This window comes from Clostridium sp. AF21-20LB, assembly GCF_003478795.1.
GTDB classification, from domain to species: Bacteria; Bacillota; Clostridia; order Lachnospirales; family Lachnospiraceae; genus Otoolea; species Otoolea fessa.
In genome coordinates this window covers 1-21,723 of record NZ_QUGD01000030.1, presented here as the reverse complement: position 1 = coordinate 21,723, position 21,723 = coordinate 1, and the positions used below count along the sequence as shown (strand labels likewise).

Annotated in this window: 24 protein-coding genes and 7 pseudogenes; 30 read left to right on the top strand and 1 reads right to left on the bottom strand. The window is 49.8% G+C overall.

What is annotated here, in order from left to right; genetic code table 11:
- Nucleotides 1-57: 57 nt before the first annotated feature.
- The 19 genes and pseudogenes from DWX76_RS12320 to DWX76_RS12215 all read left to right on the top strand — a co-directional run bounded on the left by DWX76_RS12320 (nucleotide 58) and on the right by DWX76_RS12215 (nucleotide 12,514).
- The gene (locus tag DWX76_RS12320) at nucleotides 58-216 is read left to right on the top strand and encodes a transposon-encoded TnpW family protein (protein ID WP_118570782.1); all 159 of its coding nucleotides are present in this window, start codon (nucleotides 58-60) and stop codon (nucleotides 214-216) included.
- 41 nt (nucleotides 217-257) lie between these two features.
- Nucleotides 258-1,136: pseudogene (locus DWX76_RS12315) on the top strand (TraM recognition domain-containing protein); the annotation flags it as partial.
- Nucleotides 1,137-1,225: 89 nt separating this feature from the next.
- Nucleotides 1,226-1,354: pseudogene (locus DWX76_RS12310) on the top strand (Maff2 family protein); the annotation flags it as partial.
- Between the two features lie 178 nt (nucleotides 1,355-1,532).
- Nucleotides 1,533-1,892 carry a PadR family transcriptional regulator gene (locus tag DWX76_RS12305; RefSeq protein WP_015534245.1) on the top strand — a complete coding sequence of 120 codons (360 nt, stop codon included), beginning with the start codon at nucleotides 1,533-1,535 and terminating at the stop codon, nucleotides 1,890-1,892.
- The gene (locus DWX76_RS12300) at nucleotides 1,889-2,347 is read left to right on the top strand and encodes a DUF1700 domain-containing protein (protein ID WP_117530251.1); all 459 of its coding nucleotides are present in this window, start codon (nucleotides 1,889-1,891) and stop codon (nucleotides 2,345-2,347) included. The genes DWX76_RS12305 and DWX76_RS12300 overlap by 4 nt, the downstream gene beginning before the upstream one ends.
- Before the next feature lie 3 nt (nucleotides 2,348-2,350).
- Complete coding sequence (locus DWX76_RS12295; RefSeq protein WP_117530250.1) at nucleotides 2,351-2,794, top strand: hypothetical protein; 444 nt, start codon at nucleotides 2,351-2,353, stop codon at nucleotides 2,792-2,794.
- Nucleotides 2,795-2,959: 165 nt separating this feature from the next.
- The gene (locus tag DWX76_RS12290) at nucleotides 2,960-3,382 is read left to right on the top strand and encodes a sigma-70 family RNA polymerase sigma factor (protein WP_117530249.1); all 423 of its coding nucleotides are present in this window, start codon (nucleotides 2,960-2,962) and stop codon (nucleotides 3,380-3,382) included.
- The gene (locus tag DWX76_RS12285) at nucleotides 3,375-3,572 is read left to right on the top strand and encodes a helix-turn-helix domain-containing protein (protein WP_117530248.1); all 198 of its coding nucleotides are present in this window, start codon (nucleotides 3,375-3,377) and stop codon (nucleotides 3,570-3,572) included. The genes DWX76_RS12290 and DWX76_RS12285 overlap by 8 nt, the downstream gene beginning before the upstream one ends.
- Before the next feature lie 31 nt (nucleotides 3,573-3,603).
- Nucleotides 3,604-3,888, top strand: coding sequence for a hypothetical protein (locus DWX76_RS12280; RefSeq protein WP_117530247.1), 285 nt, complete (start codon nucleotides 3,604-3,606; stop codon nucleotides 3,886-3,888).
- A gap of 731 nt (nucleotides 3,889-4,619) precedes the next feature.
- Nucleotides 4,620-5,018, top strand: a complete 399-nt coding sequence (gene mobC / locus DWX76_RS12265) for a plasmid mobilization protein (RefSeq protein ID WP_076776077.1) — start codon at nucleotides 4,620-4,622, stop codon at nucleotides 5,016-5,018.
- Nucleotides 4,990-6,614: pseudogene (locus DWX76_RS12260) on the top strand (relaxase/mobilization nuclease domain-containing protein). Before mobC ends, DWX76_RS12260 begins: the two are co-directional and overlap by 29 nt.
- On the top strand, nucleotides 6,604-6,990 hold the full coding sequence (locus DWX76_RS12255) for a cysteine-rich VLP domain-containing protein (RefSeq protein ID WP_118570780.1): 387 nt from the start codon (nucleotides 6,604-6,606) through the stop codon (nucleotides 6,988-6,990). The pseudogene DWX76_RS12260 and the gene DWX76_RS12255 overlap by 11 nt, the downstream one beginning before the upstream one ends.
- Nucleotides 6,991-7,102: 112 nt before the next feature.
- Complete coding sequence (locus DWX76_RS12245; protein WP_005924769.1) at nucleotides 7,103-7,861, top strand: phage replisome organizer N-terminal domain-containing protein; 759 nt, start codon at nucleotides 7,103-7,105, stop codon at nucleotides 7,859-7,861.
- A complete protein-coding gene (locus DWX76_RS12240) occupies nucleotides 7,858-8,700 on the top strand; it encodes an ATP-binding protein (RefSeq protein WP_118570779.1) in 843 nt (280 codons plus the stop codon). The genes DWX76_RS12245 and DWX76_RS12240 overlap by 4 nt, the downstream gene beginning before the upstream one ends.
- A 14-nt stretch (nucleotides 8,701-8,714) precedes the next feature.
- Nucleotides 8,715-8,903, top strand: coding sequence for a transposon-encoded TnpW family protein (locus DWX76_RS12235; protein ID WP_002571011.1), 189 nt, complete (start codon nucleotides 8,715-8,717; stop codon nucleotides 8,901-8,903).
- 111 nt (nucleotides 8,904-9,014) lie between these two features.
- Complete coding sequence (locus tag DWX76_RS12230) at nucleotides 9,015-10,634, top strand: recombinase family protein (RefSeq protein ID WP_118570778.1); 1,620 nt, start codon at nucleotides 9,015-9,017, stop codon at nucleotides 10,632-10,634.
- A 279-nt stretch (nucleotides 10,635-10,913) separates the two neighbouring features.
- Nucleotides 10,914-11,186 (top strand): helix-turn-helix domain-containing protein, encoded by a 273-nt coding sequence (locus DWX76_RS12225; protein ID WP_002593556.1) that lies wholly within the window; start codon nucleotides 10,914-10,916, stop codon nucleotides 11,184-11,186.
- A pseudogene (locus DWX76_RS12220) lies at nucleotides 11,146-11,522 on the top strand (TnpV protein). The gene DWX76_RS12225 and the pseudogene DWX76_RS12220 overlap by 41 nt, the downstream one beginning before the upstream one ends.
- 29 nt (nucleotides 11,523-11,551) lie before the next feature.
- On the top strand, nucleotides 11,552-12,514 hold the full coding sequence (locus tag DWX76_RS12215; protein ID WP_005335911.1) for a DUF3658 domain-containing protein: 963 nt from the start codon (nucleotides 11,552-11,554) through the stop codon (nucleotides 12,512-12,514).
- A gap of 61 nt (nucleotides 12,515-12,575) precedes the next feature.
- On the opposite strand, the gene DWX76_RS12210 is transcribed toward DWX76_RS12215, so the two are convergent.
- Entirely contained in the window at nucleotides 12,576-13,382 is an 807-nt protein-coding gene (locus DWX76_RS12210) for a helix-turn-helix domain-containing protein (protein ID WP_008372835.1), read from the bottom strand.
- Nucleotides 13,383-13,861: 479 nt separating this feature from the next.
- Between DWX76_RS12210 and DWX76_RS12200 the strand changes: the two genes are divergently transcribed.
- From DWX76_RS12200 to DWX76_RS12145, 11 genes and pseudogenes are all read left to right on the top strand, one after another.
- Nucleotides 13,862-14,050, top strand: a complete 189-nt coding sequence (locus DWX76_RS12200; RefSeq protein WP_002304353.1) for a hypothetical protein — start codon at nucleotides 13,862-13,864, stop codon at nucleotides 14,048-14,050.
- Nucleotides 14,047-14,388 (top strand): DeoR family transcriptional regulator, encoded by a 342-nt coding sequence (locus DWX76_RS12195; protein ID WP_005335900.1) that lies wholly within the window; start codon nucleotides 14,047-14,049, stop codon nucleotides 14,386-14,388. The genes DWX76_RS12200 and DWX76_RS12195 overlap by 4 nt, the downstream gene beginning before the upstream one ends.
- Nucleotides 14,381-14,677 carry a DUF3847 domain-containing protein gene (locus DWX76_RS12190; protein WP_005335898.1) on the top strand — a complete coding sequence of 99 codons (297 nt, stop codon included), beginning with the start codon at nucleotides 14,381-14,383 and terminating at the stop codon, nucleotides 14,675-14,677. The genes DWX76_RS12195 and DWX76_RS12190 overlap by 8 nt, the downstream gene beginning before the upstream one ends.
- 317 nt (nucleotides 14,678-14,994) lie before the next feature.
- A complete protein-coding gene (locus tag DWX76_RS12185; protein ID WP_002595107.1) occupies nucleotides 14,995-15,192 on the top strand; it encodes a helix-turn-helix transcriptional regulator in 198 nt (65 codons plus the stop codon).
- 2 nt (nucleotides 15,193-15,194) lie between these two features.
- Nucleotides 15,195-15,611, top strand: coding sequence for a hypothetical protein (locus DWX76_RS12180; protein ID WP_002595106.1), 417 nt, complete (start codon nucleotides 15,195-15,197; stop codon nucleotides 15,609-15,611).
- 103 nt (nucleotides 15,612-15,714) lie between these two features.
- Entirely contained in the window at nucleotides 15,715-17,289 is a 1,575-nt protein-coding gene (gene mobQ, locus DWX76_RS12175) for a MobQ family relaxase (RefSeq protein WP_118570777.1), read from the top strand.
- Between the two features lie 65 nt (nucleotides 17,290-17,354).
- A pseudogene (locus tag DWX76_RS12170) lies at nucleotides 17,355-17,998 on the top strand (CHC2 zinc finger domain-containing protein).
- On the top strand, nucleotides 17,967-19,304 hold the full coding sequence (locus DWX76_RS12165; RefSeq protein WP_015573976.1) for a virulence-associated E family protein: 1,338 nt from the start codon (nucleotides 17,967-17,969) through the stop codon (nucleotides 19,302-19,304). Before DWX76_RS12170 ends, DWX76_RS12165 begins: the two are co-directional and overlap by 32 nt.
- A gap of 241 nt (nucleotides 19,305-19,545) precedes the next feature.
- Nucleotides 19,546-19,743 carry a hypothetical protein gene (locus DWX76_RS12155; RefSeq protein WP_004612761.1) on the top strand — a complete coding sequence of 66 codons (198 nt, stop codon included), beginning with the start codon at nucleotides 19,546-19,548 and terminating at the stop codon, nucleotides 19,741-19,743.
- Nucleotides 19,744-21,413 (top strand): annotated as a pseudogene (locus DWX76_RS12150) (recombinase family protein).
- A gap of 90 nt (nucleotides 21,414-21,503) precedes the next feature.
- Nucleotides 21,504-21,587: pseudogene (locus tag DWX76_RS12145) on the top strand (Maff2 family protein); the annotation flags it as partial.
- Between the last annotated feature and the right edge of the window lie 136 nt (nucleotides 21,588-21,723).

Genomic DNA, 21,723 nt, shown 5'->3' with positions numbered 1-21,723 from the left:
GACACCGCCCGATGATGAACAGTCACCGGGCATTTTTCATTTACAGGAGGATTTTGAATGAACAATACTGCAACTAACACCGCCACTTGCCCGACTGTCAGAAAGCAGATCGGCAAGACAACCTATATCGTCCGTGTCCATTTCAGCGAGACCGCAAAAGAGACGATGGAGGACAAAATCAAGCGTCTGCTCCGTGAGGAAGTCCTCAAAATGTGACTTCTTTGTGAATTTGATGAAAAAGTCCTTGACTTTTCGTCTCTGGCAAGACAGCCAAAAGCATCTTGATTTCCTGCGGTGCAAGACTGGCTCCTTTTGATATTCCCCAGCTTCGGGAGATCATGTCTTATGACGAGCTGGAGCTGGATAAGCTGGGGGATGAAAAATCGGCGCTGTTCTTTCTTATCAGCGACACGGACACCACCTACAATTTTTTGGTTGCCCTCGCTTTTTCGCAGATGTTCAACCTTCTGTGTGAACGGGCTGACAACACCTATGGCGGGCGTCTGCCCTACCATGTGCGGGTGCTATGGGACGAGGCAGCCAACACCGGGCAGGTGCCGGGGCTGGAAAAGATCGTGGCCGTCATCCGCTCCCGTGAGATCAGCCTGACGCTTTTTTATCAGGCAATGAGCCAGTGCAAGGCATTGTACAAAGACCATTCCGAAACCATCATGGGCAACATGGACAGTATCGTATTCCTCGGAGGCCGGGAGGCTTCCACCCTAAAGGATATTTCGGAAAACTGGCTGGGCAAGGCCACCATCTCTATGCAGACCGAGGGCCGAAGCCGTGGACAGTCTGAAAGTTACAGCCAGAATATGCAGAGGCTTGGCCGGGAGCTGATGACCACCAGCGAGATCACCACCATGCCCGGGGATAAATGTATCTTGCAGCTTCGGGGGCTCCCGCCCTTCCTGTCCCCGAAGTATGACTTGAAAAAGCACCCGAATTACAAGTACACAGCCGAATTTGATAAAAAGAAAAACGCCTTCCGCTTGGAAAGCCTGTTCCGCCACCGGCCATTGAGACTAAAGCCGGAGGACGAATACACGGTGTACGAAGTGGACGGCTCCGACACGGACGAAGAAGCTGACCTGTTGAACTTCGATGATCTGGACAGCGACGAGTTCGTGTAACTTCGGGCCATGATGACCCGAAGCGCCGCCGATGTGGGCGGCTTTTTTTGTACCCAAAACCATCAAACAAACAAAATGGAGGAACGTATATGGAATTTTTCAATCAGGCAATCGACATTCTTAAAATTCTGGTCATGGCTCTTGGCGCCGGTCTGGCGGTGTGGGGCGTCATCAACCTTCTGGAAGGTTACGGGTCGGACAACCCTGCGGCAAATGCTCATGTGCCATAAAGTAACATACAAGAATTGATAGACAGCAACCCACTATTCCGTTATTATCTTACGCACACACTTTGTAACTTTTTCGTTAAGCCTATTGACTCTGATACTTCGGAAGAGATATAATATAGTTGCTACTTAGCTAACCTAAATAGCGAAACTAAAGAGAGGCGACGATATGAATAACAAATATGTCCAGCAATTCAAAAAAGGCTCTCTGGAAATGATACTCTTATGCCTAATCGGACGCAAGGAAACTTATGGATATGAAATTATAACCGAATTGAACAATAGTGCGTCTGTTTTGGGATATGCGAAAGAGGGAACCATTTATCCCATTTTGTATCGTTTACAGGAAGCAGAACTAATCAAATGCCGGTTGGCTCCGGCTGCGGCAAATGGCGGCTCAAAAAAGTATTATTCTTTAACGGATAAAGGCAGGAATGTACTTGATGAACTAATCTTATTTTGGTCAAGCTATGAAAACTGCGTAAATGGCTTTATAGAAAGTTATCAACAAGCGAGGGTGTCCAAATGAAAGAACAATATATCAAACAGGTTGAAAAGGAACTATCTTTACCACGCAAAATGAAAAAAGAGGTTGTGCGTGACTTAAATGAAGTTTTTGCGTCTGCTATGGAGCATGGAGAAACAGAGCAGCAGATTATCCAGCGTTTGGGGACGCCAAAAGAATTTGCAGACAGCACCGCAGAACAGTTTGGTATTGATAACACCAAATCGAAAAAAAGGAACGGCATCATTTCTACTCTTGCTACGCTTGTTATCGCGGTTGCTGCCTTTTCGGTATATGCTGTTACGCAATCAGGAAAAGTACCAGAAGGAGCAATCGGACAAGCCGACGCGACAACAAATATACAGATTGAGGGCGCGTTTGCCTTTGATATTTCGCAAATCCTTTTGGCTATTGGGTTTGCAGCAACAGCTATTGCTATTTTGTTAATTATCCGAACCATACACAAAAACAGGAGGTAACCAATGAAGAAGTATATTTCTGTATTCACAATCATGGTTATGATTTTTTTGGCTGCGTGTTCTAATCAAAATACATCATCTACACCGACAAGCAATGAGAACAATACGCAATCTAATAGTGTTACAAAATTGGACGAGGGTGTTTGGCCTGCGAATGAGTACACAGAGGGGCTTCCTGTTGCGCCTGGTACGGTTGCATGGGCTACACTTGATACAGAACATGAGAATTGCAATATCAACCTTACCGGCATTAGCGAAAACGACTATAACGAGTATATGGAGCTTTTGAACCAAGACGGCTTTTCCGTAATTGAAAATGTATCAGAGGAAATCGAGGGAGAAAACTATGTTTCTATCGGGACGCTTTTATCAAACGACGAAAAGTGGTTAAGTATCAGCTACATACCCAATAGTCTAACTATCTACATTTCCTTTGACAATAACTGAAAGAGATAACGGAATAGCAAAGCCAGTCGAGCCAGTCAACGGTCAAGATGAACGGCGCATACGCGCCGCCGTTGACAGCCCCGCCCGCCTTTGCAGACAGGCAATCAAGGGGCGACAGCAAAAAGTGCTGCCGCCCCGCACTATTATCAGAGAGGGGGAATTTCCATGACCGAAGATGAAGCCTACAAAGTGTATATCCAGTACACCTTTAACGCCTTTTGCAAGGTTGTCATTCGTCACGCCGCCATAGATATAATTTTGAAGCTGCGCCGGAGGTGGGAACGGGAAGTTTCCCTTGACTATCTGATGAATGAGAAGTTTGTCCAGCTTGCCGAGCCGGAACAGCTTGAAGAATACCTTTTTACCGCCTGCGGCCAGACCGCCGTTCTGTACCATGCGGAACTTGCCGCTGCCCTTGCCCTTTTGCCGGAGCAGGCACAGGAAGAAATTTTCCGCTATTACTTCCTGCGCCAGCCGCAGAGAGTGATCGGCGTACATATCGGCCGGACACGCAGCACAGCGGGGCGGCATATCCAGCTTGCCTTGCAACGGCTTCGGAAGGAAATGGAGGTGAGCCGGTATGAATAAACTTCTCCCCTATGAAACAATCGTCAAGGCGCATGAGGGCGACCCGGACGCAATCGACACCGTTCTTTCCCACTACGCCGGATATATCCGATACTGTTCCAAAGTACACGGGAAAGTCAACGCCGAGGTTGAGGAATATGTGAAGCAGAAGTTAATTGCCGCACTGTTCAAGTTTCGATTTGACCGATAGTAAGCAGAAAATTAAGGAGGCAAGAGGTTTTATGAAAAATCAGCTTTCAACAGTGACGGAAGTTGTAGTTAGAAGCATCTTTTACATCATCACAAACTATGTATTTGTTAGCATGGGACTGTCGTTTCATACTCATTGGATTGCAATTCTATTTTTACTTTCAATGGTATGGGCTACTATTGACTACGGCAAGTCTGTAAACAAAATAACCGGGAAAAAGGTTATTGCTGAAATACTATGTATATGCTGCATTGCGATAAGTATAGCGATTGCATATTTTGTGGGATATATTCAAGGAGCAATCGTTTCCTTTTGAAAACATAACGCAATAACTCTCCGTTTATCATACCAATATGAAATGAGTTTTCAAAACTGAATACCAGCCGCCACCGGCGCGGCCAGCGAAAGCAGTAAGTCTGAAAAAGATTTGCTGCTTTTTTTGTTGCCCGGCTCCGTTCCCGGCCATTTTGCCCTGTTCAGATTGTAGTAGTAAGTGAGGGGGAAATTTTCCTGCCCCGGCGTTTGGCATTTTTGATTTTTGTCCGTAGTAAGAAGCAAAGAGAAAATAAGCCGTTTTGTTTGGCAAATTTCAAAACGCGGTGGTGTAGGGAGTGAAAGGAAAAATTCTCTGCCCCGCCGGTTGCCAAAATCCTGTTGCCCGGATTACAGAAGCGAAAGAAATTTTGAGAAATCCCCGTTCAGCGGGTAGCTGGCGGCCTTTGAAATGTATCTTTAGCGAAAAGGAAAAAAGACCGCCCACAGCGGGCTGAAAGCCCCGCCCTGTTCGCTCTATGTACGGAAAAGCCCGGACAGGGATAGTCTGCGGCAGTTACAGAGCAAGTTTCTACCACGGTGCCAAAATCCGCAATTCTGCGGTTTTGCCCCTCGCGGGAAACTTGTTGGGGAGTGCCTTCCCCAAACCCTGCTATGGCGGCTTACGCCGCAAAAATATTTCCGACCGGCGAAAAGTTTTTTCTCACTTTCGCCCCGAAAATGGCTAACAGATAAGAGAATTTTTTGTGATAAGTGAAAGGAGGTTTACAGCCCATGCCGAAGCGATACAACACACCCCACCGCAGCCGCGTTGTGAAAACCCGGCTGTCCGAAGATGAATACGCCGACTTCACAGCGCGGCTTGCGCCCTATGGTATCAGCCAGTCCGAATTTCTCCGGCAGGCGATACGGCGCACCACTATACGCCCCGTTATCCATGTGTCAGCGGTCAATGATGAACTGCTCTCCGCTGTCGGGAAGTTGACCGCCGAGTACGGCAAGATCGGCGGCAACCTCAACCAGATAGCCCGGTATCTGAACGAGTACGGCGTACCTTACAATGCGCTGTCCGGCGAGGTACGCGCCGCCATAGCCGACCTTGCCGCCCTCAAGTATGAAGTCTTACAGAAAGTAGGTGACGCGGTTGGCAACACTCAAGCATATCAACTCTAAAAACGCCGACTACGGAGCCGCCGAACAATACCTGCTTTTTGAGCATGACGAGTTTACCATGAAGCCCGTTCTTGATGAAACCGGCAGGCTTATCCCCCGTGAGGACTACCGGCTGTCCACACTGAACTGCGGCGGCGAGGATTTTGCCGTTGCGTGTATGCGGGCAAATCTCCGCTACGGGAAGAACCAGCGGCGGGAAGATGTGAAAAGCCACCACTATATCATCAGCTTTGACCCACGGGACGGCCCGGACAATGGCTTGACCGTAGACCGGGCGCAGGAATTGGGCGAGAAGTTTTGCGCCGAGCATTTCCCCGGCCACCAAGCTCTTGTATGCACCCACCCGGACGGGCATAACCACAGCGGCAACATTCATGTGCATATCGTCATTAACAGCCTGCGGATTGAGGAAGTGCCGTTCCTGCCCTACATGGACAGGCCAGCCGACATGAAAGCCGGTTGCAAGCACCGCTGTACCGACGCTGCCATGCGCTACTTCAAATCCGAAGTCATGGAGATGTGCCACCGGGAGGGGCTTTACCAAATCGACCTCTTGAACGGCAGCAAGAACCGCGTCACAGACCGGGAGTATTGGGCGCAGAAAAAGGGACAGGCCGCGCTGGACAAGCAGAACGCCCCCATGATTGCGGAGGGTATCACACCCCGGCAGACCAAGTTTGAAACGAACAAGGAGAAGCTGCGGCAGACCATACGCGCCGCGCTGTCTGCGGCGACCTCATTCGAGGACTTTTCCTCTCTGCTGCTGCGGGAGGGTGTGACCGTCAAGGAGAGCCGGGGGCGGCTTTCCTACCTTACGCCGGACAGGACAAAGCCCATTACTGCCCGCAAGCTGGGCGACGACTTTGACCGCGCCGCTGTCCTTGCCGTTTTGGAGCAGAACGCCGCCAGAGCCACAGAAAAGGCCGCGGCCATACCCGAATACCCCCGGCGTGGGAAAGCTGGCATACAGCCCACAAAAGCCCCTCAAACCGCCCCGAAACAGGACGGTGTGCAGCGGCTTGTGGACATTGAGCAGAAGAAAGCCGAGGCAAAGGCCGGGGCTATGAACGCTGGGCGACCATGCACAACCTCAAACAAATGGCCGCGACGCTGAATGTGTATCAGGAATACGGCTTCACTTCCCCGGAGCAGTTGGAAGCCGCCGTTGATACCGCCTATCAGGAAATGCGCCAGACCAGCGGCGAACTGAAAGCACTGGAAACGAAGCTACAAGGGAAAAAGGAGTTGCAGCAACAGGTACTGGCCTACGCCAAGACCAAGCCCGCCCGCGACGGGCTGAAAGCGCAGAAATCCGAGAAAGCCCGCACCGCCTATCAGCAGGCGCATGAAAGCGACTTTATCATAGCCGACGCAGCCGCCCGGTATTTCAAGGCGCATGGAATTACCAAACTGCCCGCCCGGAAATCGTTGCAGGACGAGATCGAGCAGCTTGTTTCCAAGAAATCCGGCCTGTATAACACCTATCACGAACAGAAGCAGCGGTTCAAGGAGTTGCAGACCGTCAAGCGGAACATCGACCAGATTTTACGCCGGGAGGAACCCCACCGCAGAAAGGAGCAGAGCCATGAGCGATAAGTTACCGAGAATGGACTACCGCCAGCACCGGCGGGCGCGGCGGTTGGTACATGAGTGCTGTAACTACGACGAGGGGAACTGCCTGCTGTTAGACGACGGGGAGCCTTGCGTGTGCGTCCAGAGCATTTCCCTTTCCCTCATGTGCCGCTGGTTCCGTGTGGCTGTCCTGCCCCTTGACGGGGAACTGGCCGCAGCCCTCTTGTACCGGGGGAGCCGGAAACGGTGTGCGGTCTGCGGTGCGGCATTTGTCCCCAAATCCAACCGTGGGAAATACTGCCCCGACTGCGCCGGACGCATGAAGAAAATCAAAGCCGCCGAGAGAAAGCGGAAACAAAGGCAGAAATGTCACGCTTTAGAGCCTTTCAAACCCGCATAAATCAAGGCTTTTTTCGTGGGTGTCAAAAGGTATGCGATACATTTATCCTTTTCCCCCGGAAACGGCGTTCTAAATGCGTACAAACGCCCCAAATCCACCCAAAGGAGGAACCATGTCAGACAACCGAAAATACTACTACCTCAAGCTGAAAGAGAATTACTTTGACGAGGACGCTATCGTGCTGCTGGAAAGTATGCAGGACGGTATCCTCTATTCCAACATTCTCTTGAAACTGTACCTGAAATCGCTGAAAAACGGCGGGAAGTTGCAGCTTGATGAAAATATCCCCTACACCGCGCAGATGATTGCCACCATTACCCGCCAGCAAGTCGGCACCGTAGAACGAGCCTTGCAGATTTTTATGAAGCTGGGGCTTGTGGAGCCGTTACAGAACGGCGCGCTGTATATGAGCAACATTGAACTGCTGATCGGCCAATCCTCTACCGAGGGGGAGCGGAAACGGCGGGCAAGGCTGGCTTTGCAGGAGCAAAAAGCCTTGCCAAAGGCCGGGGCGGACAAATGTCCACCATATCAAGCGGACATTTGTCCACCAGAGATAGAGATAGAGAAAGAGATAGAGATAGAAAAAGAGAGAGAGCGAGAGTTAGATACGGGACAACCTACCCGCGCTGCCTATGGCCGGTATGAAAATGTCTTTCTTTCGCAATCAGAACTGGACGGGCTGAAAGCAGACCTGCCCGACAAATGGAACTACTACATTGACCGGCTATCCTGCCATATCGCGTCCAGCGGCAAGCGATACCGCAGCCATGCCGCCACAATCTACAAATGGGCGCAGGAGGACGCAGCCAAGAAAGCCCCGAAAAAGGGCATACCAGACTACTCATGCAAGGAGGGCGAGAGTTTATGAAGAACGAAATCAACGCTGTTTTGGAGAATATGACGACTGCCACCCCGGAGCCGGAGGACTACACCGGCGAGGACGGTTTACTGTACTGCGGCAAGTGCCGCAAGCCGAAAGAAGCCTATTTTGCGCCGGATAAGGCCGCTATCTTCGGGCGTGACCGCCACCCGGCAGAATGCGACTGCCAGAGAGCCGCCCGCGAGGAACGGGAGGCCGCCGAGAAGCGGCGCAGGCACCTTGACACCGTGGAGGAACTGAAACGCCGGGGCTTTACCGACCCCACCATGCGGAACTGGACTTTTGAGAACGACAACGGCAGGAACCCACAGGCCGGGATTGCCCGCCGGTATGTGGAACACTGGGAGGATATGCGAGCCGACAATATCGGCTGCCTGTTCTGGGGCGGCGTGGGAACCGGGAAAAGCTACCTTGCGGGCTGTATCGCAAACGCCCTCATGGAGAAAGAAATCCCCGTCCACATGACGAATTTTGCCCTTATCCTCAACGACCTTGCCGCCAGCTTTGAGAACCGCAACGAGTACATTTCCCGCCTTTGCCGCTATCCGCTGCTTATCCTTGACGACTTCGGCATGGAGCGCGGCACCGAGTACGGGCTGGAACAGGTTTTCAATGTGATTGACAGCCGTTACCGCAGCGGCAAGCCGCTGATCGTCACGACCAACCTCACGCTGGACGACCTGCGGAACCCGGAGGACACCGCCCATTCCCGGATTTATGACCGCCTGCTTTCCATGTGCGTCCCGGTACGCTTTACCGGCGACAACTTCCGGCAGGAAACTGCGCAGCGGAAAATGGAGAGCATGAAGAAACTGATTACCGACTGAAAGGAGTATTGCCTATGACAGATAACAAGCAGCACGACACCCGCACCGCCCGCCGCCCCGACTGCGTGACGGAAATCCGCATGGGCAATTCCGTCCTTGTCGTGTCCGGCTATTTCAAGAAAGATACCACGACCACCGCCGCCGACAAAATGGCGCGGGTATTGGAAGCGGAAGCCGCTGCTACACAAAAACCGGCAATTTGACAAACCATAAAGAAGCAGATTTTACACTTTTGCCGCTATACAGCCCCCGCTATTCCGTGGTACAATAAAGCTACGGAATAGTGGGGCTGGCTGTCGGAAACGGAGGATTTTATGTTAAGACAAGCCACCCAAAACCTCATTACCGCCCTTTATCCGAGATTGTCCCATGAGGACGAGTTGCAAGGCGAAAGCAATTCCATATCGAACCAGAAAAGGATTTTGGAAACCTACGCCAAGCAGAACGGCTTTACCAATCTGCGCTGGTACACCGACGACGGCTTTTCCGGCGCAAACTTCCAGCGTCCCGGTTTTCAAGCCATGCTTGCAGACATTGAGGCCGGGAAAGTCGGAACCGTCATAGTCAAGGACATGAGCCGGTTAGGGCGAAACTACTTGCAGGTAGGGTTTTACACGGAAATGCTGTTCCCTCAAAAGGGAGTGCGGTTTATCGCTGTCAACGACAATGTGGACAGCGCAAACGGCGGCATGGACAACGATTTTACCCCTCTGCGAAATCTGTTCAACGAATGGCTGGTGAGAGATACGAGCAAGAAAATCAAAGCAGTAAAACGAGCAAAAGGCATGAGCGGCAAGCCTGTTACCAGCAAGCCGGTCTATGGCTACCTCATGGACGAGGACGAGAACTATATCGTTGACGAGGAACCCGCGCCGGTTGTCCAGCAGATATACCAGCTTTGCCTTGCCGGGAATGGCCCGACCAAGATTGCCCGTATGCTTACGGAGCAGCAAATCCCCACGCCGGGGACGCTGGAATACCGCAGGACGGGCAGCACACGCCGCTACCACCCCGGCTATGAGTGCAAATGGGCGACGAACACCGTCGTTCATATCCTCGAAAACCGGGAGTACACCGGCTGTCTGGTAAACTTCAAGACGGAGAAGCCCTCTTACAAGGTCAAGCACAGTGTAGAGAACCCCGTGGAGAAGCAGGCTGTTTTTGAGAACCACCATGAGCCTATCATAGACCGGGAAACATGGGAGCGCGTGCAGGAGTTACGCAAGCAGCGCAAACGCCCGAACCGCTATGATGAAGTGGGACTGTTCTCCGGTATGCTGTTCTGCGCCGACTGCGGCCATGTGATGTATCAGCAGCGGTATCAGAACAAGAACCGCAAGCAGGACTGTTACATCTGCGGCAGCTACAAGAAGCGCACCCGCGACTGTACGGCGCACTTTATCCGCACCGACCTGTTGACCGCCGGTGTCCTCTCCAATCTCCGGCAAGTGACCGAGTATGCCGCCAAGCATGAGAGCCGCTTTGTGAAGCTGCTTATCCAGCAGAACGAGATCGGCGGCAAGAGAAAGACCGCCGCAGCCACCAAGCAGCTTGAACAGGCACAGGAGCGCATTGCCGAAGTGAGCCGCATTATCAAGCGGCTGTATGAGGACAATGTGAACGGCAAAATCAGCGACGAGCGTTTCATGGAACTGTCGGCAGACTATGAGCAGGAACAGCGGGAACTGAAAGACCGCGCCGCCGCTTTGCAGGCCGAACTGGACAAGTCGCAGGCCGCCACCGTCAACGCGGAAAAGTTTATGGGTATCGTCCGAAAGCACCTTGCCTTTGAGGAACTTACCCCCACCCTCTTGCGGGAGATGATTGAGAAAATCGTCGTGCATGAGTGCAGTTATGACGAGAACGGCACCCGCAGGCAGGACATTGAGATTTATTACAGCTTTGTCGGCAAGATTGACTTGCCCGAAGCCTAACGCCCGACCTATCCGACACAATGCGCAAGTGCCGGATAGGAACGGCAAAATTTTTTACACTTCTATTACTTCTTTATCGCACATCAGCAAAAAGCCAGGGCATTAAGCAGTTCATGGCTAATTAAAGGGAACAAAAAGAAAGGGAATGCACAATCCAGACGGTATCAGCGGCAGGCTACAAGAATAAATTGTGATTTCACAAGATTGGTGTTATAATAAGAGAAAAGTCCTGCCGGGGCAACCGCCCCGGTGGTATGGATAGAAAGGCAGGAAAACAATATGCACATCAGCTATAAACCACTCTGGCACACACTGTTAGAGCGTGATATGAGAAAAGAGGATTTAAGGCTTGCTGCTGGTATGACAACAAATATGATTGCCAACATGAGCAAAGAGGGAAAGCACATCAGCATGGATACATTAGCCCGTATCTGTGAAACTCTGAATTGTGAGATTACTGATGTGATTGAGTTAGTACCAGACGAGCCTGCTTCCACAGGAGGTAAGGAACATGAGCGAATTGAAACCAAGAATAACGGAAAACGGAATTGATTATATCCTTGTCGGAGATACTACATTCCAGGCTTGAAACTGCCGGAGGAACACCGCCCTATCGGAAAGTACGGACGAATGCACCGGGAATATTTAAGAGAAGTCCACCCAGCCAGATTGAATACATTGATACTGACCGGAGAATTGTTGACATATCTTGCAGACCTGAATGAACAGGCACAAAAACGGTTAGACACTATCATGGAGCAGATGAAAGCTACCGAGGGCGTGACAGAGGAATTGAAGTGTACCCGACAAATGGAATGGGTGCAGCGTTGCAATAACATTCACAACAGGGCAGAAGAAATTGTTTTGTATGAGATGATTTATTCATAACGGGAGCAATTAAATCGGAGGTATATAAGATGATTGAAATTGTATTTGGTGAAAGTGCCTGTGGAAGTTTGAAAATTGCCCAAACTTACGGCAAGGGAAAGTATAGAGGAAGTGCTGTTTCAATATTTATGAGGCACGAAGACGGGAGTGTTCCATCTTCAGATGAAATGAAAAAGGCACAGCTTCAAGCACAGGAACAAGAACGCATTGCTTGGGAGAATGCTATTCCATTGGGAGGCAAGAGCAGTGATGTTTATTGTTTTGATATGGCTCTTAGTGTGGGAGATATTTCTGATAATGGAATTGGCGAACAGCGGAAAAATATTTTCAAGAAAATGCTGTCTGTCTGCTTTGTAGAGGATTTAGATTATCAGGTTGAAGAAAAAATACAGAAAATTAAAACTACATTGACCTCAGTGATTGAACGATATGTAGCTGGGGAAGAAATTCGCATTTGGTATAGCTATAATCCAGATGAGCTTTGTGGTATGTATTGGCTTATGAAACAACTTCAACCATTAAACTGCCAGACAACAATTTATTTGGTTAAGTTACCTACATGGGAATATGGAAAAGAAAATACTATGACATCCAAAATAGCATGGGGCGAGGTCTCTCCTGGCGAATGGGGAAACTATATAACTCTACAAGAGAAAGCTAATCCTGTATTTCTTTCAGCTTGTACTATGAAATGGAATCAACTTCAAAATGAAAATGCACCTTTGCGTGCAATGTTAAATGGTAAATTGCAAAGCGTTTCAGAAGATATATATGATAGTTTCATTCTTCGTGAAATTGCGGAACAGCCAGAGCAATTCAAAATGGCTATTGTCATAGGTAATGTTTTAGGAAAATATCAACTTGGAATTAGTGATGTATGGATTTCCAATCGCATTGATAAAATGCTTGAAGATGGTGTGTTGGAAATTATACAGGACGCACCAAAGGGAGAAACAAATTATCGCCGAATATTAAGAAAACGAATGAAATAATAACCACAGCACAAACCGCTGCTACATGGAATCCAACAAACCATGCAACAGCGGTTTTCCTTTACCGTTTTTTCCTCTGGCTGATAGGCGTTCCCATTTTCTTTGATTTTTTGAGAATACGAATGAACCAGCGAAATTCTTCTTCTGACAGGTTTTTATAGTTGATACCAAGCTGCTTGCAGTAAAGGATAACCAGTTTTTCATCTCGACTGCCCTTGAAATTTTCGACCGCTTCCAGATTTTCTTTCAGTTCATCGGCAACGGTAGTTTGGGGCGCACTCTCGCTGTCCTTTTTGTGGAATTCCCGAATATCCCGGATAATCAGGTTGAGGTCATCCAGAACCATGTGACTGAAATACTCATCATCACTGATATGTGCGGCTTGCAGCACCTTCAAATGCGGGTCATCTTCGCCGGGGCGATACCGTTCAATAATTTCATGCCGGACGGTATCAACAAGGGAGTTGAGATTTTGGATTTGCATGGTGGCAATCCCGTCCACATAAATCTCAATGTCCGCAAGAAACTTGATAAAGTCCTTATGGGTGGCAAGTTCGCAGAGCAGACGGTTGTTAATCCGACCGCTTTTCAGCAGTGCCACCATCTCATCGTTCAAATGCAGCTCCGTCAGTGGCGTGTTGATCTGCTCCCTGTTCTCTGTCCGGCACAGCAGATAATCGACGGAAACCCCATAGAAGTCTGCCAGCGTGATAAGGTTGCCATGATTGATTTCCTTATAATCCTCTTTTTCATAACTGCCAAGGGCTGATTTAGAAATGCCCGTCAGCTTTGATAGTTCTTCCAGATTTAAGCCTTTGTCTTTGCGGAGTTCCCAAAGGCGTTCCTGTATGCTTGTTGCAACTTTCATGGGCGCACGCTCCTTTCCGGTGGTTTTATTTCTGCCGTTTAACTGGATTATATCACACTTTCCGCAATCGTGGAAATTTCTGATTTTCCCCCTGATTCCTACTTTGTGGATATACGGCACAGGGCACAAAAATGTTCTATGATACAGGTAGTTCATCGATGGATTATTCCAATCGAATGACCAGCCTGTGTGGGATATGCTTCCCCGGCGATGTAGCGCCATGACTTTTGGCAGGGATATGGAGGAACCCTGACCGAAACGAGCGTACCAAAGGGAGCGATACGCCGCTGTGAGATTCAGGGGAGGAACGACACCGGGGAGAACTGGCGAACTGACACCGAAATGATACCGAAACACGACAATTTGATAGGGAGATAGTCTACTATCGCTGAGACTTCGGGAGATTTTAGCGGCTCTATGGCTGTAATTTTGCCGAAAATCGCCCCGAAACCATACACGAAAACGGGAGGAAACGTAACATGCCGAGAATGAGCAAAAAGCGGAAGCATGAGCTTTCCTTTTACCTCAATGACCGGGGGCGTGTCACTTACAACGAATTATGCCGGAAATGCCAGCATGGGTGCAAGCAGAGCTTCCGGGCGGTTGTGATTGACTGCCCCCGTTATTTATCCAAACGAGCAAAGAAAAAGGAGGAACACACCGAATGAATTTTGAATTTATGACGATAGACACACCATTGCCGCCCTGTATGCCATTTCCCAGAGCGTTGACAGGATTTCCAGTCAGCAGCACCGCAAAGGTCATGTACTGCCGGATGTTGGACGCTATGCTTTTCAGAGGGCAGGCGGACGAGAACGGGATTCTTTTTGTCTGCTTCCCTATCACAGCCATTGCCGCAGTCCTGTCCCGCAGCCTCATGACGGTCAAGCGTTCTTTGAATGAACTGGAAACCGCCGGACTTATCATGCGGGTGCGTCAGGGCGTGGGAGAACCGAACAGGATTTATGTGCTGATACCGGGAAAGGAGGGCGCTACCCTTGCCTGATACCTCAAAGCTGGGAAAGCTCAACCGGGAGTTGGAGAAAAGCGAAAAGAAACTGCGGAAAGCCATCAATGATGAAAAGGCATTGCAGCACCAGTTGAAGCAGCTTACCCGAAAGGAACGGACGCACCGGCTCTGTACTCGTGGCGGTATGCTGGAAAGTTTTCTGCAAGAGCCGGAACGCCTGACGGACGATGATGTCATGCTGTTGCTGAAACTCATTTTTCACAGGCAGGACACGCAAGATATATTGAAAAAACTGCTGGAACGGGAGAAGCCGGAAACCCCTTAGTTTACTAAGGGCGCAATTATACACCACCCAGAGGTTGGTGCATTGCGTTCTCCGAAGGCTCCTTGCAGGAGGGCTGTGATTTTCCGCAGCCACGGTCTGCTCCAAATCAAACAGGGGACGCTACACTTCCCCTGCGCTGGCTGCCGCCAGCTACCCTTTTGTGGACTTGCCATCTGGGGACACCTTGCGTTGCAAGCTGTTCCCAGCCGATAAGTTTCATAAAATATAATGCAAATGGAAAGCTAACTTGACATAAAAGAACTATGTGATATAATGGAAGCATGGAAAGTTAACTTTCCATAAGAGAGGAGGATGACATGAAAAATCGCCTGGAAGAATTACGAAAGCAACGAGGCATAAAGCAAGAAGATTTAGCAAATGCATTGGAAGTATCACGACAGACCATCGGCTCTTTGGAAAACGGACGCTATAACCCATCTATTCAGTTGGCATTTAAGATTGCCAGATATTTCAACATGAGTATTGAAGAAATTTTTATTTACGAGGAGGATTGATTATGAAAAAAAGGTTGTTGATTTTAATGACAGTTACAGGAATGATTATTCTACTGGGAGGATTGCTAACATACGGTTTGGGAGTACATGAAATAATACCTGTGCCACGTCCCGACTTAATAGTAGTAGGTACATCTCTCATTGGAATTTTGCTGATTGTATCTGGTGTGTGCGACTTGTTCGTTAAGAAAACCAAAGAAATGGAAATAGAGGAAAATGACGAGAGAAATATTTCGCTTAGTAATGCTGCTATGGCAAGTGGCTTCAAGGTAATGAATGTTACGATTGCTGTTTCTATTTTTGCTTTGATTTTCACCGGATATATGACAGTAGTCCCATGTTTCACTATTATTGGGGCTTATGCTATTGGACAAATTGTATTTATTGTGCGACTTTGGTACTTGCACAAAACTATGTAAATGTATTACTAAATACCCGCCGCCCCCAGCGGCACAACAAGCAGGAAATCTGAAAAGGTATCCTGCTTTTTCTATGTCCAAAAACGGAAAGGAGGAACACAAAATGCCCTGTCCACACAACGAAATCTCTATTGTGCAGCGCAGCCACCGCCAGTCTGCGGTTGCCGCCGCTGCTTACCAGAGCGGCGAAAAGCTGTTCTGTGAATATGACCAGGAAGTAAAACACTACCCGGAAAAGCGTGGTATCGTCCACAATGAAATCCTGCTCCCGGCAAACGCTCCCCTGGAGTACACAGACCGCAACACCCTCTGGAACGCTGCCGAAGCTGTTGAGAAGCAATGGAACTCCCAGCTTGCAAGGCGGTGGGTGCTTTCCATTCCCAGAGAGATACCGCCCGACCAGTACGCCGCCCTTGTACGGGATTTCTGCCGCCAGCAGTTTGTTTCCAAAGGAATGTGCGTGGATTTTGCCATCCATGACAAAGGGGACGGAAACCCACACGCCCATGTCATGCTGACCATGCGGGCAATGGATGAGCGTGGGAAATGGCTTCCCAAGAGCCGCAAGGTCTATGAACTTGATAAGAACGGGGAACGAATCAAGCTCCCGTCCGGCAGGTGGAAAAGCCACAAGGAAGATACGGTTGACTGGAACGACCGCAAATATGGCGAAATCTGGCGGCATGAATGGGAGGTCATCCAAAACCGCTATCTGGAAGCCAACAACCGCCCGGAACGAGTAGATCTCCGTTCTTACGAAAGACAGGGGCTTGATATTATCCCTACTGTCCATGAGGGAGCTGCTGTCCGGCAGATGGAAAAGCGGGGTATCCAGACGAACATCGGCAACCTGAACCGGGAAATCAGAGCCGCCAACCGCCTGATGAAGTCCATCCGGCAGCTTATCCAAAACCTCAAAGGCTGGATTACCGAGCTGGGAGAAAAACGGAAAGAACTGCTTGCACAAAAGGCGGCGGAGGAAGCGACACTTCTTCCCAATCTACTGATGAAATATATGGAGATACGAAAGGAAGAACGGAAGGACTGGACGAGGTCTGGACAAAATCGGGGGACTTCACAGGACTTAAAGGCAGTCAGCGAAGCCCTGTCCTATCTCCAGCAAAAGGGGCTTTCCACTGTGGAGGACTTAGAAGCATTTCTGGAATCTTCCGGGAAATCAGCCGCAGATTACCGCAATCAGATGAAGCCAAAGGAAGCCCGAAGCAAAGTGATTGACGGGATTCTTGCCAGCCGGACAGACTGCAAGGAATGTAAGCCTGTCTATGAGAAGTACCAGAAGATATTTTTTAAGAAAACAAAGGAGAAATTCAAACAGGAACACTCGGAGGTTGCCCGGTATGAAAAAGCCGCCACCCACCTTGCCAAGCACCCAGATGATAAGGACAGTACCCAAAAGGAGCTGCAAGAGGAGCAGGAAACGCTTCTGGAAGAAATCGCAGAGTTGAAAGTACCACTGACCGAGGTACAGGAGGATTTGAAGAAGCTGCGGGACATCCGCTACTGGGTACGGAAAGCCACACCCGGCACAGAGGAAAGTAAAGAGCCGCCTAAGAAGCAGCCCATCAAGGAAGTCTTGCAGGATAAGGCAGACGAGAAAAAGGCTCAAAGAACCGCCCCGGCACAGGCGAAACACAGACAACAGGATATGGAACTTTAACAGGCACTTGCCATTTTCAATCAGAGAATGTCAGGTGCTTTTCTTATTTTCAAGGAGGGATAGATTTGAATGTATTTGAAGCTGTGAAGCAGTCCGTCACAACAAGACAGGCTGCGGAGCATTATGGAATCCATGTAGGTCGAACGGGATGGCTTGCTGCCCGTTCCATAATGATAAAACCCCAAGCATGAAGCTGGATCGGCGTTACCACTGCTTCGGCTGCGGTGCGGATGGGGATGTGATTGATTTTGCCGCCGCCCTGTATGGGCTGGCAAAGAAAGAAGCCGCCGTACAACTGGCAAATGACTTTGGGCTTTCCTATGAGGACTGGAAACCGCCGGGAAAGGCAAAAAAGCCCAAGCCCCGGCAGAAATCCCCGGAGGAACAGTTTCAGGAAGCAAAGAACCGCTGCTTCCGTATCCTTGCCGATTATCTCCACTTGCTTATGGTATGGAGAACGGAATATGCCCCGCACTCCCCAGAGGAAGCCTTTCATCCCCGGTTTGTGGAAGCCTTACAAAAGCAAGCCCATGTGGAATATCTGCTGGATGTGCTGCTGTTCGGGGAGACAGAGGAAAAAGCGGCTTTGATTGCGGACTACGGAAAGGATGTGATACAGCTTGAACAGCGAATGGCAGAGCTTGCAGCCGCAGACGCAGCAAGAACTAAAAAACACCATGAACGCCATGCAGCCGCCCCAGAGCATTGAGGAAATCAAGGCGGGGCTGGAAACCACCGAGAAAGGCGGTGTCCGCCAGAGCATACGGAACTGCCTGACCGTATTCCAGCGTGACCCTCTGCTTTCCGGGGCTATCGCATACAACATCCTGACCGACCGCAAGGACATCATAAAGCCCATCGGTTTTCACAGAGAAAGCACAGCCCTGAACGATACGGATATGAAGTATCTGCTTCTCTATCTGGAAGAAACCTATGGGCTTACCAATGAGAAAAAGATTGATAATGCCATCGGGATTGTGGCGAATGAAAACAAGTACCATCCCATCCGGGACTACCTAAGTGCCCTTGTGTGGGACGGGACAGAACGAATCCGTTTCTGTCTGCGGCACTTTCTGGGGGCTGACGCAGACGATTACACCTATGAAGCGTTGAAGCTGTTCCTGCTGGGTGCAATCTCACGAGCCTTTCAGCCGGGGTGCAAGTTTGAAATCATGCTTTGTCTGGTAGGCGGTCAGGGGGCTGGAAAGTCCACATTCTTCCGTCTGCTGGCAGTCCGGGACGAGTGGTTCTCCGATGATTTGCGGAAGCTGGACGATGACAATGTGTACCGCAAGCTGCAAGGTCACTGGATTATCGAAATGTCGGAAATGATGGCAACCGCAAACGCCAAGAGCATTGAGGAAATCAAGTCATTTTTAAGCCGGCAGAAAGAGGTTTACAAGATACCCTATGAAACCCACCCGGCAGACCGCCCCCGTCAGTGCGTGTTTGGCGGCACTTCCAATGCCCTTGACTTCCTGCCCCTTGACCGTTCCGGCAACCGCCGCTTTATCCCCGTCATGGTGTACCCGGAGCAAGCCGAGGTTCACATTTTGGAGGACGAAGCTGCTTCCAGAGCCTATATCGAGCAGATGTGGGCGGAAGCGATGGAGATTTACCGAAGCGGCAGGTTCAAGCTGGCTTTCAGCCCCGCCATGCAGCGGTATCTCAAAGAACACCAGCGGGATTTTATGCCGGAGGACACCAAAGCCGGGATGATACAGGCGTATCTTGATAAGTACACCGGGAGCATGGTCTGTTCCAAGCAGCTCTACAAGGAAGCCTTAAACCATGCCTTTGACGAGCCGAAGCAATGGGAAATCCGGGAAATCAACGAGATTATGAATCAGTGTATTTCCGGCTGGCGGTACTTCCCGAACCCAAGAATGTTTTCCGAATATGGCAGACAAAAGGGCTGGGAGCGTGAAAACCCGGCAACGGACTCCGGCAACCCGTCTGAAAAAACGAGGGACGGTTTTGTGGAGGTCTCAGAACAGATGGAGCTTCCATTCTGAAAATGACAGCCCGTTGCACCCCCTGTTGCTATCCCGTTGCCGAGCCGGTTGCCGGGGAAAATCCCTTATTTCTGGGCTTTTCTCCCCTATGACAACCAAAACAACAGAAAAATAAAAGAAAAGTATAAATAGTAACCATCGCCAGATTGAGATTGTTTGCAAGGTCTTTTGAAGCCCGTTGCCGGACTTCGTTGCCGACACCCTCTGTCTGGCTATTTTCATGTATGGAGGATAACTGCCTATGGCAAAAAACAAAACAGAGATTCATGTTACAACGGTGTTTGACGGGGAGCTGGACGCAACCGATGTGTTCGTCAGCCTGATTTCCCAGAAATACGGTAAGACAAATACGAAAGAATATCTTGCTAAAAAGAAAGATTTGAAGTATAATGAAGATGAGGTTCAAAAGAGCCAGATACCGTCTGGATTGTGTGGGTAAATGGCTATGATGAACGAAATGGAATACAGAACAATCGGTTCGGCACTTGCCGGGGGTTATCGTGCAGCGGTCTATTGCAGACTGTCAAAGGACGATGACCTGCAAGGCGAAAGTGCCAGTATCGCAAACCAGCGTGATATGCTGGAAAAATACTGCGAAAAGCAGGGATGGGAGGTTGTGGCAGTCTATCAGGACGATGGCTTCACAGGTCTTAATATGGAGCGTCCTGATTTACAGAGAATGTTGAGAGCCATTGAGCGCAGGCAAATCAACCTTGTCATCACGAAAGACCTCAGCCGACTGGGGCGTAACTATCTGCAAACCGGGCATTTGATTGAGGACTTTTTCCCAAGAAATGGTGTCCGCTATATCGCCATGAATGACGGTATCGACACCCTGCGGGATAACAACGATATTGCCCCGTTCAAGAATATCCTGAACGAGATGTACAGCAAGGATATTTCCAAGAAAGTCCATTCCTCTTATCTTCTGAAAGCGCAGAAAGGACAGTTTACCGGGTGTCTTGCCCCGTTTGGGTATCGGAAAGACCCGGAGGACAAAAACCATCTGCTCATTGACGAGGAAACCGCCCCGATTGTGCGGCTGATTTTCGGATATGCCCTAAACGGTCATGGTCCGAACTATATCCGCAGACGGCTGGAGGAAGAAAAAATCCCCTGCCCCACATGGTGGAACCGGGAACGGGGGCTTCGCAATACCCGAACCAAATGGGAAAAGAAAGACCCGGAAAACGGACGGTATATGTGGGACTTCTCCGTTATCAAAGACCTTTTGATGAATCCCGTTTACACCGGGGCGATTGCTTCCCAGAAAAAAGACTACCGTTTCAAAATCGGCACGATTGGGGAAAAGAAGCCGGAGGACTGGATTGTAGTGGAGGGACAGCATGAACCGCTGATTGACCGCATGAGCTTTGACATTGTGCAGAACAAGCTGAAATCCCGCCAGCGTCCGGGGCAGACCAATGAAATCAGCCTGTTTGCCGGACTGATAAAATGCGGCGAGTGTGGGAAGTCGCTGACGATACGCTATACAAACGCAAAACATCCCCAGCAGATTTATTCCTGCAAGACCTACAATGCCTTTGGAAAGAACCACTGCACCCAGCACCGGATTGACTATGACACCCTTTACAGCCATGTGCTGCGAAAAATCCGGGAATGTGCCAGAGCTGCCTGATGGACGGGAAAGCGGTTGCCGACCGCCTGACTAATACCTGTGAAGCCGAGCAGCGGGAACAGCGGGAAGCAATGGAACGCTCCCTTACAAGGGACGAGGAACGGATTGAGGTTCTGGATAAAATGGTCATGCGGCTTTATGAGGATATGATTGCAGGGCGTATCAGTGAGCAGAATTTCAACACCATGCTGGAAAAGACACAGACCGAGCAGACGGAGCTTAAAGCAAAGGTGTCCGAGGGCAGAAAGCGGCTGTCCGATGAAGTCCAGCTTGCCAATGACGCAAAACAATGGGTGGAAGCCATTCAGGAATACGCCAACATCACAGAGCTGGACGCAGCCACCCTTAACCGCTTAATCAAAGAAATCGTCGTGCATGAGCGCATTGACGAAGATAAAACAAGACACATTTCTATCGAAATTCATTTTAATCTCAAACCCATCCCGGAGGTGGAACAGGTCACTGCCTGACCTGTCCCGCCGGGACGGTTCTCTTAAAAACACCATATAGATTTTTTGTACGCCGCCGCCCGCCATCGAGCAGAGTTTTACACCTAATTGGGAATAAAACAGCTCATGGCTGGCGGCGGTGTCGTTCTGATCGGCCTTCAGCTTATCCCTCTGCTGTCCGGGCTGTTCAGCTAAATGTCACCCGTTGTCCCTTTTCCAGAAAAGGAGCTGATGTATGGACTTTATCATCGACGCAATCGTTGAATGGCTGAAAGGTCTGCTCGTCGATGGTATCATGGGAAATCTGGACGGCCTTTTCGATAACGTCAAT

Bases quoted from the DNA above. Each gene is read 5' to 3' on its own strand.
- DWX76_RS12320 (WP_118570782.1), top strand. From the start codon at position 58: ATGAACAATACTGCAACTAACACCGCCACTTGCCCGACTGTCAGAAAG.
- DWX76_RS12305 (WP_015534245.1), top strand. From the start codon at position 1,533: ATGAATAACAAATATGTCCAGCAATTCAAAAAAGGCTCTCTGGAAATG.
- DWX76_RS12300 (WP_117530251.1), top strand. From the start codon at position 1,889: ATGAAAGAACAATATATCAAACAGGTTGAAAAGGAACTATCTTTACCA.
- DWX76_RS12295 (WP_117530250.1), top strand. From the start codon at position 2,351: ATGAAGAAGTATATTTCTGTATTCACAATCATGGTTATGATTTTTTTG.
- DWX76_RS12290 (WP_117530249.1), top strand. From the start codon at position 2,960: ATGACCGAAGATGAAGCCTACAAAGTGTATATCCAGTACACCTTTAAC.
- DWX76_RS12285 (WP_117530248.1), top strand. From the start codon at position 3,375: ATGAATAAACTTCTCCCCTATGAAACAATCGTCAAGGCGCATGAGGGC.
- DWX76_RS12280 (WP_117530247.1), top strand. From the start codon at position 3,604: ATGAAAAATCAGCTTTCAACAGTGACGGAAGTTGTAGTTAGAAGCATC.
- mobC (WP_076776077.1), top strand. From the start codon at position 4,620: ATGCCGAAGCGATACAACACACCCCACCGCAGCCGCGTTGTGAAAACC.
- DWX76_RS12255 (WP_118570780.1), top strand. From the start codon at position 6,604: ATGAGCGATAAGTTACCGAGAATGGACTACCGCCAGCACCGGCGGGCG.
- DWX76_RS12245 (WP_005924769.1), top strand. From the start codon at position 7,103: ATGTCAGACAACCGAAAATACTACTACCTCAAGCTGAAAGAGAATTAC.
- DWX76_RS12240 (WP_118570779.1), top strand. From the start codon at position 7,858: ATGAAGAACGAAATCAACGCTGTTTTGGAGAATATGACGACTGCCACC.
- DWX76_RS12235 (WP_002571011.1), top strand. From the start codon at position 8,715: ATGACAGATAACAAGCAGCACGACACCCGCACCGCCCGCCGCCCCGAC.
- DWX76_RS12230 (WP_118570778.1), top strand. From the start codon at position 9,015: ATGTTAAGACAAGCCACCCAAAACCTCATTACCGCCCTTTATCCGAGA.
- DWX76_RS12225 (WP_002593556.1), top strand. From the start codon at position 10,914: ATGCACATCAGCTATAAACCACTCTGGCACACACTGTTAGAGCGTGAT.
- DWX76_RS12215 (WP_005335911.1), top strand. From the start codon at position 11,552: ATGATTGAAATTGTATTTGGTGAAAGTGCCTGTGGAAGTTTGAAAATT.
- DWX76_RS12210 (WP_008372835.1), bottom strand. From the start codon at position 13,382: ATGAAAGTTGCAACAAGCATACAGGAACGCCTTTGGGAACTCCGCAAA.
- DWX76_RS12200 (WP_002304353.1), top strand. From the start codon at position 13,862: ATGCCGAGAATGAGCAAAAAGCGGAAGCATGAGCTTTCCTTTTACCTC.
- DWX76_RS12195 (WP_005335900.1), top strand. From the start codon at position 14,047: ATGAATTTTGAATTTATGACGATAGACACACCATTGCCGCCCTGTATG.
- DWX76_RS12185 (WP_002595107.1), top strand. From the start codon at position 14,995: ATGAAAAATCGCCTGGAAGAATTACGAAAGCAACGAGGCATAAAGCAA.
- DWX76_RS12180 (WP_002595106.1), top strand. From the start codon at position 15,195: ATGAAAAAAAGGTTGTTGATTTTAATGACAGTTACAGGAATGATTATT.
- mobQ (WP_118570777.1), top strand. From the start codon at position 15,715: ATGCCCTGTCCACACAACGAAATCTCTATTGTGCAGCGCAGCCACCGC.
- DWX76_RS12165 (WP_015573976.1), top strand. From the start codon at position 17,967: ATGAACGCCATGCAGCCGCCCCAGAGCATTGAGGAAATCAAGGCGGGG.
- DWX76_RS12155 (WP_004612761.1), top strand. From the start codon at position 19,546: ATGGCAAAAAACAAAACAGAGATTCATGTTACAACGGTGTTTGACGGG.